The organism is Comamonas fluminis (assembly GCF_019186805.1).
Lineage (GTDB): Bacteria > Pseudomonadota > Gammaproteobacteria > Burkholderiales > Burkholderiaceae_C > Comamonas > Comamonas fluminis.
Window position 1 is genome coordinate 2,022,602 of record NZ_CP066783.1, and the last position, 12,732, is coordinate 2,035,333.

The 12,732-nt window shown below is 59.4% G+C and carries 12 protein-coding genes; 11 read left to right on the plus strand and 1 reads right to left on the minus strand.

Annotated features, from left to right (window positions below):
- The first annotated feature begins 2 nt into the window (after nt 1–2).
- The 7 genes from ccoN to JDW18_RS09695 all read left to right on the plus strand — a co-directional run bounded on the left by ccoN (nt 3) and on the right by JDW18_RS09695 (nt 5,593).
- Entirely contained in the window at nt 3–1,376 is a 1,374-nt protein-coding gene (gene ccoN, locus JDW18_RS09665) for a cytochrome-c oxidase, cbb3-type subunit I (protein WP_425514799.1), read from the plus strand.
- Between the two features lie 19 nt (nt 1,377–1,395).
- On the plus strand, nt 1,396–2,028 hold the full coding sequence (gene ccoO, locus JDW18_RS09670; protein WP_218243403.1) for a cytochrome-c oxidase, cbb3-type subunit II: 633 nt from the start codon (nt 1,396–1,398) through the stop codon (nt 2,026–2,028).
- Between the two features lie 16 nt (nt 2,029–2,044).
- Nucleotides 2,045–2,185 (plus strand): cbb3-type cytochrome oxidase subunit 3, encoded by a 141-nt coding sequence (locus JDW18_RS09675; protein WP_218243404.1) that lies wholly within the window; start codon nt 2,045–2,047, stop codon nt 2,183–2,185.
- Between the two features lie 27 nt (nt 2,186–2,212).
- A complete protein-coding gene (ccoP, locus tag JDW18_RS09680; protein WP_218243405.1) occupies nt 2,213–3,124 on the plus strand; it encodes a cytochrome-c oxidase, cbb3-type subunit III in 912 nt (303 codons plus the stop codon).
- An 82-nt stretch (nt 3,125–3,206) separates the two neighbouring features.
- Nucleotides 3,207–4,652, plus strand: a complete 1,446-nt coding sequence (gene ccoG, locus JDW18_RS09685; protein WP_218243406.1) for a cytochrome c oxidase accessory protein CcoG — start codon at nt 3,207–3,209, stop codon at nt 4,650–4,652.
- Between the two features lie 84 nt (nt 4,653–4,736).
- Nucleotides 4,737–5,042, plus strand: coding sequence for a FixH family protein (locus JDW18_RS09690; RefSeq protein WP_218243407.1), 306 nt, complete (start codon nt 4,737–4,739; stop codon nt 5,040–5,042).
- Between the two features lie 287 nt (nt 5,043–5,329).
- The gene (locus JDW18_RS09695; RefSeq protein ID WP_218243408.1) at nt 5,330–5,593 is read left to right on the plus strand and encodes a hypothetical protein; all 264 of its coding nucleotides are present in this window, start codon (nt 5,330–5,332) and stop codon (nt 5,591–5,593) included.
- An 85-nt stretch (nt 5,594–5,678) separates the two neighbouring features.
- Here the strand turns inward: JDW18_RS09695 and fnr are convergent, their stop codons facing one another.
- A complete protein-coding gene (gene fnr / locus JDW18_RS09700; RefSeq protein ID WP_218243409.1) occupies nt 5,679–6,401 on the minus strand; it encodes a fumarate/nitrate reduction transcriptional regulator Fnr in 723 nt (240 codons plus the stop codon).
- Nucleotides 6,402–6,673: 272 nt separating this feature from the next.
- Between fnr and hemN the strand changes: the two genes are divergently transcribed.
- From hemN to JDW18_RS09720, 4 genes are all read left to right on the plus strand, one after another.
- Nucleotides 6,674–8,056 carry an oxygen-independent coproporphyrinogen III oxidase gene (gene hemN, locus JDW18_RS09705; RefSeq protein ID WP_218243410.1) on the plus strand — a complete coding sequence of 461 codons (1,383 nt, stop codon included), beginning with the start codon at nt 6,674–6,676 and terminating at the stop codon, nt 8,054–8,056.
- A gap of 3 nt (nt 8,057–8,059) precedes the next feature.
- Nucleotides 8,060–8,776, plus strand: coding sequence for a sulfite exporter TauE/SafE family protein (locus tag JDW18_RS09710; protein WP_218243411.1), 717 nt, complete (start codon nt 8,060–8,062; stop codon nt 8,774–8,776).
- An 88-nt stretch (nt 8,777–8,864) separates the two neighbouring features.
- Nucleotides 8,865–10,130 carry a cyclic di-GMP phosphodiesterase gene (locus JDW18_RS09715; protein ID WP_246610414.1) on the plus strand — a complete coding sequence of 422 codons (1,266 nt, stop codon included), beginning with the start codon at nt 8,865–8,867 and terminating at the stop codon, nt 10,128–10,130.
- Nucleotides 10,127–12,634 carry a sensor domain-containing protein gene (locus tag JDW18_RS09720; RefSeq protein ID WP_246610415.1) on the plus strand — a complete coding sequence of 836 codons (2,508 nt, stop codon included), beginning with the start codon at nt 10,127–10,129 and terminating at the stop codon, nt 12,632–12,634. The genes JDW18_RS09715 and JDW18_RS09720 overlap by 4 nt, the downstream gene beginning before the upstream one ends.
- Nucleotides 12,635–12,732: the final 98 nt, after the last annotated feature.

The window sequence follows — 12,732 nt, forward strand, 5'->3', positions numbered from 1 at the left end:
TCATGGCCGTGGTATGGGGGGTGGTAGGTATGGCTGTGGGCGTGTTTATCGCGTCCCAGCTGGCTTGGCCAGAACTCAACTTCGGCATTCCGTGGCTGAGCTATGGACGTCTTCGTCCGCTGCATACCAATGCCGTGATCTTTGCCTTCGGTGGCTCGGCGCTGTTTGCGACCAGCTACTACGTGGTGCAGCGCACCTGCCAGACCAAGCTGTTCATGCCCAAGCTGGCCAGCCTGACGTTCTGGGCCTGGCAACTGGTTATCGTCGGCGCAGCGATCAGCCTGCCTCTGGGTTACACCCAGGGCAAGGAATACGCTGAGCTGGAATGGCCTCTGGACATTCTGATTGCCGTGACCTGGGTGTCCTACGCGATCGTGTTCTTTGGCACCATCGGCATCCGCAAGGTCAAGCACATCTATGTGGCCAACTGGTTCTTCGGTGCCTTCATTCTGGCCGTGGCCCTGCTGCACATCGTCAACAACATCTCCATCCCTGCGGGCTGGATGAAGAGCTACTCGGCTTACGCCGGTGTGCAGGACGCGATGGTTCAGTGGTGGTACGGTCACAACGCCGTGGGCTTCTTCCTGACCGCTGGCTTTCTGGGCATGATGTATTACTTCATCCCCAAGCAGGCGGGTCGTCCCGTGTACTCGTATCGCCTGTCGATCGTGCACTTCTGGGCGCTGATCTTCACGTACATGTGGGCGGGTCCTCACCACCTGCACTACACCGCGCTGCCTGACTGGACACAGTCCGTGGGCATGGTGTTCTCGCTGATTCTGCTGGCTCCCAGCTGGGGCGGCATGATCAACGGCATCATGACGCTGTCGGGTGCATGGCACAAACTGCGTGATGACCCCATCCTGCGTTTCCTGATCGTGTCCCTGTCGTTCTACGGCATGTCCACGTTCGAAGGCCCGATGATGGCCATCAAGACGGTGAACGCACTGTCGCACTACACCGACTGGACCGTGGGTCACGTTCACTCCGGCGCTCTGGGCTGGGTGGGTCTGATCACCATGGGCTCGCTTTACTACCTGATTCCCCGTCTGTTCGGCCGCGAAAAAATGCACTCCGTGCCCGCGATCGAGCTGCACTTCTGGATGGCCACTATCGGCATCGTGCTGTACATCGCCGCAATGTGGATTGCCGGCGTGATGCAGGGCCTGATGTGGCGCGCTGTCAACCCCGATGGAACGCTGACTTACACCTTCGTGGAAAGCGTGAAGGCGACCTATCCCTTCTACGTGATTCGTGTCACCGGTGGTCTGCTGTATCTGGGCGGCATGCTGGTCATGGCCTGGAACACCTTCAAGACTGCTACGGCTGGTCGTTCCGTGAAGGTGGCCGTGCCTGCGGCCGTGGCCCACGCCTGAGCATTGAGGAGCACTGGCAATGTCTGATCAAAATAACGCAGCTCCCAAGAGCTTTTCTCACGAGAAGATCGAGACCAGCAACTTCTTGCTGATCGCGCTCACTCTGTTCGTGCTGGCCATTGGTGGCCTGGTGGAAATCGTGCCTCTGTTCTTCCAGAAGTCCACGACAGAAGCCGTTGCGGGCCTCAAGCCCTACACCCCGCTGCAGCTGATGGGCCGTGACGTCTATCTGCGCGAAGGTTGCTACAACTGCCACTCGCAGATGATTCGCCCCTTCCGCGCAGAAACCATGCGCTACGGTCACTACTCGGTGGCCGGTGAGTTCGTGTATGACCACCCCTTCCAGTGGGGCTCCAAGCGTACTGGCCCCGACCTGCACCGCGTGGGCGGCAAGTACAGCGACGAATGGCATCGCATTCACCTGAACAACCCGCGTGACGTGGTGCCCGAGTCCAATATGCCTGCCTACCCCTGGCTGGAAACCAGCAAGGTGGATGACACGGCGGTTGCCACGCGCATGACTGCGCTGCGCAAGGTGGGCGTGCCGTACAGCGATGCAGAAATCGCTGGTGCTCAGGCTGAAGTCAAGGACAAGACCGAGATGGAGGCTGTGATCTCCTATCTGCAGGTCCTGGGCCGCGCCGTCAAGTAAGACAGGAGGGCTGGAAATGGATATCACCACCATGCGTATCGTGGCCACGCTGGCTTCAATGGCGTGTTTCGTGGGCATCTGGTGGTGGGCGTATGCCCGCCGCAACCAAGCCCGTTTTGACGAAGCAGCTCAGGTCCCCTTCCTGCAGGAAGACTGAGTCTGACCACCATAACGAGAACATCTCATGAGCGATTTCATCAACAATTTCTGGTCGGTCTATGTGGCCGCCATCACGCTGATCGGCATCTTTGGCTGCTTGCTGCTGCTGATTCTGGTGGCGCGCAAGAAGGTTGTCCCCTCGGGTGATAACACCACTGGCCACGTCTGGGACGGTGACTTGCGTGAACTCAACAACCCCATGCCCAAGTGGTGGATGGGTCTGTTTGTGATCACCGTGGTCTTTGGTCTGGCCTATCTGGCGGCTTACCCAGGTCTGGGTGCCTTCAACGGCAAGCTGGACTGGAGCCAGACGGGCGCCTATGACAAGGAAGTGGCCAAGGCCAAGGCGGATCTGGAGCCGCTGTATGCCAAGTTCACCAGCATGCCCACCGAAGAAATGGCTAAGGACCCCCAGGCCATGGCCATCGGCGAGCGTCTGTTCATGAACAACTGCGCACAGTGCCACGGCTCTGATGCACGCGGCAGCAAGAGCTTCCCCAATCTGGCAGACGGCGACTGGCTGCACGGTGGCACCCCTGACAAGATCAAGGAAACCATCACCAACGGCCGCATCGGCATCATGCCCCCCATGGCCGCTGCCGTGGGCACGGCTGACGATGTGCGCAACGTGGCCAACTATGTGCTGAGCCTGTCGGGCGGCCCTCACGATGCTGTCAAGGCTTCGCTGGGCAAGTCCAAATTCGTGGCCTGCGCAGCCTGCCACGGCATGGACGGCAAGGGCAACCAGGCCATGGGTGCACCTAACCTGACCGACGACATCTGGCTGCATGGCTGGGGTGAAGCGGCCATCGTCAACATCGTCAACAACGGCAAGCACAACGAAATGCCTGCCCAGAAGGAAAAGCTGACAGAGGCGCAAATCGCTGTGCTGGCTTCCTATGTGTGGAGTCTCTCCAACGTGCAGACACAGAAATGATCTGAGTGAAAAGGCGGTGTCAGTGGCACCGCCTTTTTTGCGCTGGGAATTTCAGTAATTACAAAAATATTAAGGAACTGCGATGTCATGCGACCCCGGGAAACCGCGCAAGATCATCCCGATCACCCCCGAGCCTAAAGACGGTACAGAACCTGGTTATGTGCCTTTGTTTGCCTCTGAGCAAAAAGTTTACTCACGCTCCATCAGCGGTGTGTTTGCACGCTGGCGCTGGGTCATGGTGCTGTTGACGCAGCTGTTTTTCTATGGCATGCCCTGGCTGCAGTGGGGCGAGCGTCAAATGCTGCTCTTTGATCTGGAAGCGCGGCGCTTTTACCTGTTCGGGCTGGTGCTTTACCCACAGGATTTCATCTACCTCACCGGTCTTCTCATCATCAGCGCGCTAGCGCTTTTCCTGTTTACGGCCGTCGCCGGACGCCTGTGGTGTGGCTTTACCTGCCCGCAGACGGTCTATACCGAAATCTTCATGTGGATCGAGAGCAAGGTCGAAGGTGACCGCAGCGCTCGCATGCGCATCGACAAGAATGGCTGGACCTTCGAGAAAATCTGGAAGAAGTCGCTCAAGCAGTTTCTGTGGATTGCCTTGTCCCTGTGGACGGGCTTTACCTTCGTGGGCTTCTTTGTGCCCATTCGCGAACTGGCGGTTGAGCTGCTGTCCTTGCAAGGCAACTGGCAGATCTTCTGGGTGCTGTTCTACGGATTTGCCACCTACGGCAACGCAGGCTATATGCGCGAGCAGGTCTGCAAATACATGTGCCCCTATGCGCGCTTTCAGAGCGCCATGTTCGACAAGGACACCATGATCGTCAGCTACGACGCTGTGCGTGGTGAAGGTCGCGGTCCCCGCAGGAAGGGCGTGGATTACAAGGCCGAAGGTCTGGGCGACTGCATCGACTGCAAGCTGTGCGTGCAGGTCTGCCCTGTGGGCATCGACATCCGCAAGGGCCTGCAGTACGAATGTATTGGCTGTGGCCTGTGCATCGACGCCTGCAACTCCGTGATGGACAAGATGGAGTACCCGCGTGGCCTGATTCGCCTGACCACGCAGAACGCCGTGGCCAAGGCCTGGAAGCATGCGCAGATGATTCGCCGTATCTTCCGCCCCCGCGTGCTGATCTACTCCACAGTCTTGATCGCCTTGAGCGCGGCCATGATTGCCAGCCTGGTTCTGCGCGAGCCCGTCAAGGTGGACGTGATTCGCGACCGCGCAGCGCTCTCGCGCATCGTGGCAGGCGGCAAGCTGGAGAACGTCTATCGTCTGCAGATCATGAATGCGACAGAGTCCGAGCAACGTTATCGCATCACTGCGGTGGGCCTGCAGAGTCTGGAAGTGGCGTCCGAGCAGGAAGTCACCGTGGGCCCGGCAGAGACACGCGGCATTGCCGTGCGTCTGCAGATTCCTTATGGCTCGGCCGATGCGGGCTCGCACACCATCCACTTCAATCTGGATGCGGTGCAGGCCGGTGGTGGTCGCGTCTCCGAAAAAGCCGTCTTCCTCGTGCCGCGCTGAGCGGCAAGGTTATCGACTATCCGCAACAATAACTCTGCCTGCGGAGCCTCCCGGGCAGAGTTCATCGATTGAAAGAGGTCTGCCATGTTGGCAACATCAGCCCGCGCAGCAAGCGCAATCAAACCCAAGCACCCCGAGGACGGCAGGCCCTGGTGGAAGTACGCCCATGTCTGGCTGGTTTTTGCCGGCCCGGCGATTGTGGTCGTTGCCGGTTTTGTCACGGCCTATATCGCCATGAGCAAGCCCGATCCCGTGATTGACCCTGACTACTACCGTCACGGCATCGAGATCAACCAGCGCCTGAGCGAATCGCAAAAAAGCCTGGCGCCCGCTGTGACCGGTCGCAACCATGCGGCAACGCCCGCGCAGGATCACCCCACCGATCGCTGATGAATGGCTTGTCAGGCCCTCCTTCTGGCGGCCTGAAGCTTGACCAAGGCCGCTGAGCGGCCTTTTTTCATGCCCTGATTTTCAAAAAGAGGAGCTGTGGGCGGTTGATCCGCAAGGGCTTTCAAGACAATCTGGCTTGAAGTGGAGGATGGGAAGGCGCCAGTAGCTATCAAATCAAGAGTTCCTGCGGGTTTATCTGCTCGGGGCTTGCCCGCACTGGGGCTGTTCAGTGGCTGAAATTGCTGTGCAAAATGTGTTCATCCCCCGACAGCCCATGGAGATTCGTGATGGACACTCAGCGCTGGATGTGGACTGCCTGGCCTGCTTTTCTGGCCGCTGCAGTCATGGAAATGGTGGTTTTTGCCTTTGTGGACCCGCTGGATGTGCACTGGCTGGGTGCGCCGCTGGAATGGTCACGCAGCGCCATCTACACGGCGGCCTTCTTTGCCTTCTGGCTGGTCATGCTGCTGTGCAGCGTGATGACGCGCATGCTGGCGCGCTCGGCTCAGGATTTGAACGACGGCATTGTCTCGCAGCCGTTGCCCGAATGAGCTGGCTGCGGCAAGTGCGCCGCGCTCAAACAACAAAGCCCGCGTGATGCGGGCTTTTGTCATGGGCTCAGTCAGCGCTTGTCGATCAGTTCTGGCACTGCTGGCTGTTGACGATGCGCTTGAGCGCTTCGGTATCCAGAATGCGCAGATGGCGCTGCTTGACTTCCACAATGCCTTCCTCGGCAAACTTGGAGAAGGTGCGGCTGACGGTCTCCAGCTTCAGGCCCAGATAGCTGCCAATTTCCTCGCGGGTCATGCGCAGCACCAGCTCGGACTTGGAGAAGCCGCGTGCGGCCAGGCGCTGCACCAGGTTCAGCACAAAGGCGGCCAGGCGCTCTTCAGCGCGCATGCTGCCCAGTAGCAGCATGACGCCGTGCTCACGCACGATCTCGCGGCTCATCACCTTGTGCACATGGTTTTGCAGGGCGGTGACTTCACGCGACAGCTGCTCCAGCTTGTCAAAAGGCATCACGCAGACTTCTGCGTCTTCCAGCGCCACAGCGTCGCAGGTGTGGTGATCGTTGACGATGCCATCCAGACCAATGATTTCACCGGCCATCTGAAAGCCCGTGACCTGGTCACGACCATCTTCGGTGGCCACACAGGTCTTGAAGAAGCCCGTGCGGATGGCGTACAGCGAAGTGAACTCCTCGCCATTGCGAAACAGCAGACCGCCGCGCTTGATCTTGCGGCGCGTGGCCACGATTTCGTCGATGCGCTCCATTTGGTCGTCGTCCAGGCCCATGGGCATGCACAGTTCACGCAGATTGCAGTTGGAGCAGGATGCTTTGATGGTCTGAAGATTCATGGCTTTAAAGCAGCGGCACAGACAGACATGGGTATGAAGTCGCGCCGGTCATTGACCTCTAGGGTTGGTAATGAGATGGATCAAATTGTCGCAGCACTTGCCTTGTTATCCCTTGATGTGAATCAAGGACAGGAATTTTGCCTTGGGGCACATTGAAGAGACTGATTCCAATAACACGCGCTCACTGCAACAACAATAGGTGTCGGGCTTCGCTGCAAAACAGCCAGGCTCAGGCGCTGGCTGCAATGTGAGTACACCCTGACAGACAAGTTATGACCGCAGTTACGCCCGAGTTGCTAAGCCGTTTTGATATCGCGGGGCCTCGCTACACGTCGTTCCCTACAGCCGACCGTTTTGTTGAGGCTTTCGGTCCTGAGGACTATACCTTGGCGCTGCAGCAGCGCAAGGCACATTCTGGTGCCCGGGCCTTGCCTCTGTCGCTTTATGTGCATGTGCCGTTCTGCGAGTCGCTGTGCTACTACTGCGCCTGCAACAAAATCGTCACCAAGCACCACGAAAAAGCGGTGCAATACCTTGATTATCTGCGCCGCGAAGTTGCCATGCATACCGAGCATTGTGGCAAGGGCCAACTGGTCAGCCAGTTGCACCTGGGGGGCGGCACGCCAACCTTCTTCAGCGATGAAGAGCTGGGCCAGCTCATGGAGCTGCTGCGCGAGCATTTCAAGCTCGACCCCGCAGGCGAATACTCCATCGAGGTTGATCCTCGCACCGTGAGCAACGAGCGCCTGCTGGCACTCAAGGAGCTGGGTTTCAACCGCCTGAGCTTTGGTGTGCAGGACTTTGACCCTGATGTGCAAAAAGCCGTGCACCGTGAGCAGCCTGCAGACCAGGTATTTGCCTTGGTGGAAAAAGCGCGCGAGCTGGGCTTTGTCTCCATCAACGTGGACCTGATCTACGGCTTGCCCAAGCAGACTCCGCAGTCTTTTGCACGCACGCTGGAGCAGGTCAACAGCCTGCGCCCTGATCGCATTGCGCTGTATGCCTATGCGCATCTGCCAGAACGCTTCAAGCCGCAGCGCCGCATTGAGTCTGCCGATCTGCCCATGGGGCAGGACAAGCTCAATATGCTCTCGGGCGCGATTGATGCCTTCATGGAAGGCGGCTATGTCTATGTGGGCATGGACCACTTCGCGCTGCCCAGCGATTCGCTGGCCGTTGCCAAGCGCCAGGGGCGTTTGCATCGCAACTTTCAGGGCTACAGCACTCAGCCAGACTGTGACCTGATCGCGCTGGGGGTATCGGCCATCGGCAAGGTGGGCGCGACCTACAGCCAGAACGTCAAGACGCTGGAAGAGTATTACGACGCCATTGACGGTGGCCTGCTGCCCGTGCAGCGGGGGCTCGCACTGTCGCGCGATGACATGGTGCGCCGCGCCGTCATCATGGCTGTGATGTGCCAGGGTGCGGTGCTGTATGAGCCCATGGAGCAGGCCTGGCTGATTAACTTCCGCGAGTACTTTGCGCCTGAGATAAAGGCATTGGAAGAAATGCAGTCCAATGGCCTGCTGACGCTGGGTGAAGAGGGCTTTCAGGTTACGGCGCTGGGCTGGTTCTTTGTGCGCGGAGTAGCCATGCTGTTTGACCGCTATTTGCAGGCCGACAAGAACCGTACGCGTTTTTCACGCATCATCTAGCGCATGTTGTTTTCGCTGGTCTGGACTGCTTTGATCATGGGGCTCGTGGGTGGGCCCCATTGTCTTGTAATGTGCGCTGCGCCCTGCAGTGCAGTCACTGGCAGTCACGCTCTGGCGCCGGGCCAGCGGCCTGTGGTGATGCACGGGTTGCGCAAGCGCCAGTGGCTGCGTGCCAGCCTGTTTCACCTGGGGCGAATCGCTGGCTACGCGGCGCTGGGCGCGGTGGCTGCGGTGGCCATGGAAAGCCTGTCCTGGCTCACCAGCCAGACGACGGCGCTGCAAAAGCTCTGGACACTGATGCATGTGGCTGTCATGGCCTGGGGTCTGGCCATGGTGGTTCAAGCCCGTCAGCCCGTGTGGCTGGAGCGCGCAGGTCGTGCAGCCTGGGCCAGGGTTCAGCCTTGGGTTAGTGCGCCCGGCGGCAGTATGGCGGCGGGCTTTGCCTGGGCGCTGATGCCTTGCGGTTTGCTGTATTCGGCGGTGCTGGTGGCCGCTCTCAGCGGTGGGGCATGGCAGGGTGGCTTGTCCATGGCCGCCTTTGCGCTGGGCGGCGGTGCCTGGTTGGTGGGTGGCCCATGGCTGTGGAAGCTGAGCCAGAGCCGCATCAACCATTTCCGTGCCGAGTGGGGCACGCGCATTGCGGGCGTGATGCTGATAGCGGTGGCAGCCTGGGCGCTCTGGATGGATCTGGTCTACAAACCCAGCCTGTGGTGCAGATAAGCCTGCGGGTAGCAAAAAATATGTAGGGTCTTGTCTTACAAGAGGGTGTAGCTGCGCATAATGCAGCATTCTGTATGACTCGCTCACCGTGAATCGTTTCGTCGCTATTGATATCGGACAGCTGCGTATCGGCATGTATGTTCATCTGGAGATGGGCTGGCTCAGCCATCCATTTCCGGTCAATAGTTTCAAGATCACAACGCAGGAGCAGTTGCAGACACTGCAGGCCCTGAAGCTGAGCCACATTCAATACGACCCCAGACGCAGCGATGTTTCATTGCCGCCAGTCGATGGCGAGGCTGAGGCCGAGCAAGTTGCAGATGCACCCCGCCTTTCGGCCCATGCGCAGGAGATGGAGCATTGGTCGGCCAATATAGAGGTACTGCGCTCTGGCTTTCATGCAGCGCAGGCCAGTTTTGATGCCGTTCAGGCACTGGCGCAGACCCAGCCACAGCTGGCACGCTCGCGCAGCGATGCCGCAATTGATAACTATGTGACCCATCTGGCCGCGGAGCGCGACCTCAGCCTGCATCTGCTGTTCGATGAAAGTGGCGGCTCTGCCAGCGCACATGGCGTGAACACTGCAATGCTGGCCCTGCTGCTGGGCAAGACATTGGGCTTTGATGCAGGTGCCCTGCATGACCTGGGCGTTGCGGCGCTGCTGCATGATCTGGGCAAGCAACGACTGAATATTTTCCCCTCCAGCTGTGCGCTCAACGAGCTTGTGCCGGGCCGGGCGCAGCCCCCTCAGCCCTATGCCAGCCATGTTGGTGAAAGTGTTGCGCTGGCGCAGGCCATGGGTTATGCGCCTGCCGTCACAACGGCTATTGCCCAGCACCATGAATGCGCTGATGGCAGTGGTTTCCCGCTGGGCCTGCTGGCTTCGGATATGGACAGAAGCGGGCAGATTCTTGCGCTGGTCAACCACTACGAGCGGCTGTGCAATCCACCGGCTCGCGGCATGGTTGCGCTCACCCCCCATGAGGCATTGGCCAGTCTGTATGGTCCGTACCGACAGAGGTTTTCGCCAGAGCTGCTCAGCGCCTTTGTTCAGACCCTGGGGGTCTATCCGCCGGGTTCCTGGGTGGAACTTACGGACGGCAGGCAGGGCTTGATCGTCAGCGTGAATATGGAAAAAGTGCTCAAGCCCACTGTCATGGCTTATGGCGCAGCCGCCGGGCAAAGCGGGCAGCAACTGGTGGAGCTGCATCAGCAGTCTGAACTGGGCGTGCGGCGCGGCTTGAATAAAGACCAGGTTTTGCCAAAAGTGCTTGCTACCCTACAGCCCTATAAGCATTTGTGCTATTTTTTTGATAGTTCAGCAGTGGCTGGTGCAGAGAAGGTTTCATCGTGAGCTCACAGCCGTCGAAAGCCATTACAGATCGTTTGAACGAAACCCTGTTCAATGCCTTGCTCGACGGTTTGCAAGAAGCCGTCTGGCTGCTGGATGCCAGGACGCTGCAAGTCGTCTGCGCCAATGCAGCCAGTCAGGCACTCACTGGCTATTCGCCAGCTTCGGCCCTGGGTCAGCATGTTGATGTGCTGTGCGACACGCTGGTGCAAAAAGCCTTCTGGCAAGACGCAGGGAACTGGCAGCATGGAGCGCGCTTTCTCTCGCAGATATTGCGTGCGGACAATGTGTCCTGCGCGGTGGAAATGGCAGTGCAATGCGTGCATACGGCGCCGCCTCTGCTGCTGGTATCCATGCTGGACCGCAGCCAGCAAATGGCGCATGAGGCGGAGCTGGAGGCCTTGCTGGCTGAAATGCGTGCCACGCTGGAGTCCACGGCAGACGGTATTCTGGTTTGTGATCTTCAGGGCCGCATTCGCGCCTTCAATCACCGCTTTGCCCAGCTCTGGCAGCTGCCTGGCGAGCTGCTGACGCAGCGCGATGACGCAGCCATTTTTGGCCATCTGGAGACCCAGATCACCAGCAGTGGCAGCGAGTTCACGCTGCTTCAGGAAGCGCCCGACCTGTCAGCGCCAGAAACCACCGAAGTGCTGCAGCTCAGAGAAGGGCGTGTGATCGAGCGCCGCTCTGTGCCTCAGCTCAGCCGTGGCGTGGCGATTGGCCGTATCTACTCCTACCGCGATATCACTGCGGAATCGCTGGCAGCCAGCGAACAGCGTCTGGCCGCCCGTGTGTTTGAGTCCAGCCTGGATGGCATTTTCATTGCCGACGATCAGGGCCGGATTGTGCAGATCAATCCCGCAGGGCGACAACTGCTGCTGCATGAGCATGTGCTGGGCGAGTTTGCCTGCACCCTGTTTGAGTCTGATGCGGGCGAGATGGGCGATCTGCATGCACAGGCGCAGGCGCGCTGGGAGTCTGGTGGCTTCTGGGAAGGCAATCTGTGGCTGAAGCGGGGCGCAGGGCAGCAGCGCTGCGCCGTCTGGCTGTCCTGGGTTGCGCTGCGCGACGGCTATGGTTGCGTGGTGCAGAGCATGGGCTTTATCCGCGATATGACGCAGCAGAGAAAAGCCCAGCAAAAAATCGAGGAGCTGGCTTTTCAGGATGCGCTGACCGGTTTGCCCAACCGGCTCAGTCTTAACCGTCATGTGCAGTCCGCCATCGAAGTGGCCCAGCTGAGCCGTGAGAGCTTCAGCATTCTGTTTCTGGATCTGGACCGCTTCAAGATCATCAATGACTCGCTGGGGCATGATTTTGGGGACCGCGTTCTGCGTCTGGTTTCCGAGCGCCTGTCGGCCTCGCTGCGCCCCAGCGATTTGCTGTGCCGCCTTGGGGGTGATGAGTTCGTTCTTTATCTGCACAGTTGCAGCGGCGAAGGTGCGGCCAGCGTGGCCGAGCGCATTCTGGAGAGCATGCGTCAGCCCTTCATGCTGGATGGGCTGGGCTTTTCCGTTCAGTGCAGCATCGGCGCGGCGCAGTTTCCGGCGGATGGGCAGACGCTGGATGAGCTGATCCGGCAGGCGGATATCGCCATGTACCGCGTCAAGGAGCGTGGGCGCGGAAATTTCAGCTTCTATCAGCCCCAGATGAGTGCCGGCCTGCTGTCGCGCATGAAGCTGGAGCATGCGATGCGCCAGGCGCTGGACCGTGGGCATATGGAAGTCTTTTTCCAGCCGCAGGTGCATATGCAGACCCGCCAGATTGTGGCCGCCGAGGCGCTGCTGCGCTGGACGGACCCTGAGCTGGGTGTGGTGTCGCCCGCTGTCTTCATCCCCCTGGCCGAAGAGTCCGGCTATGTGGTGGCGCTGGATGCCTGGGTGCTCGATCAGTCCTTGCTGGAGGCTGCTCGCTGGCTGGCGCAGGGTACTCCGGTGAAGGTCTCCGTCAATGTCTCTGCGCTTGAATTCCGTCAGCCTGATTTTGTGGGGCGGCTGGTGAGTGCGCTGGAGCGCAGCACGCTGCCTGCGCAATGGCTGGAGCTGGAGCTGACCGAGAGCATCCTGCTGCAGGATGTGCAGGAAATGTCTTTGCGCGTGCAGCAGATTGCAGAGCTGGGCGTGGGCCTGGTGATTGATGACTTTGGCACCGGCTATTCCAATCTGTCGTATCTGAAGAAGCTGCCCATCTCCAAGATCAAGATCGACCAGAGCTTTGTGCGTGGCCTGCCGCATGAGGCGGAAGACAAGGCGATTGTGGGCGCCATCATCAGCATGGCACGTGCTCTGGGGCTGGAGACTGTTGCCGAAGGGGTGGAAACCCAGCAGCAGTGCGCAGCCATTGCCCAGATGCGTGGCGACTACTACCAGGGCTATCTGTGCTCGCCAGCACTGCCTGCCGGGCAGTTTCGGCAGCGCCTGCAGTCAAGGCATGAGGTGGTGGAGAGTCAATTGCTCAACCCGGAGCTGCAAGCGCCTGAGGCTCTTCGCTCCATGCAGCGCGTGGATTGAGAGCGGTTGGGAATTTCTATCGTCTATCTTGACGATGCAGGCGAACTTGTTGGCCGCAACAATCCTGTGTCAGCAGATTCTGCTGAAGTGCATGGGTT

Excerpts from the sequence above, each read along its gene's own strand:
- ccoG (WP_218243406.1), top strand. The coding sequence starts at position 3,207 with ATGTCATGCGACCCCGGGAAACCGCGCAAGATCATCCCGATCACCCCC.
- JDW18_RS09695 (WP_218243408.1), top strand. The coding sequence starts at position 5,330 with ATGGACACTCAGCGCTGGATGTGGACTGCCTGGCCTGCTTTTCTGGCC.
- JDW18_RS09675 (WP_218243404.1), top strand. The coding sequence starts at position 2,045 with ATGGATATCACCACCATGCGTATCGTGGCCACGCTGGCTTCAATGGCG.
- JDW18_RS09710 (WP_218243411.1), top strand. The coding sequence starts at position 8,060 with ATGTTGTTTTCGCTGGTCTGGACTGCTTTGATCATGGGGCTCGTGGGT.
- ccoN (WP_425514799.1), top strand. The coding sequence starts at position 3 with ATGGCCGTGGTATGGGGGGTGGTAGGTATGGCTGTGGGCGTGTTTATC.
- JDW18_RS09690 (WP_218243407.1), top strand. The coding sequence starts at position 4,737 with ATGTTGGCAACATCAGCCCGCGCAGCAAGCGCAATCAAACCCAAGCAC.
- ccoP (WP_218243405.1), top strand. The coding sequence starts at position 2,213 with ATGAGCGATTTCATCAACAATTTCTGGTCGGTCTATGTGGCCGCCATC.
- fnr (WP_218243409.1), bottom strand. The coding sequence starts at position 6,401 with ATGAATCTTCAGACCATCAAAGCATCCTGCTCCAACTGCAATCTGCGT.
- hemN (WP_218243410.1), top strand. The coding sequence starts at position 6,674 with ATGACCGCAGTTACGCCCGAGTTGCTAAGCCGTTTTGATATCGCGGGG.
- ccoO (WP_218243403.1), top strand. The coding sequence starts at position 1,396 with ATGTCTGATCAAAATAACGCAGCTCCCAAGAGCTTTTCTCACGAGAAG.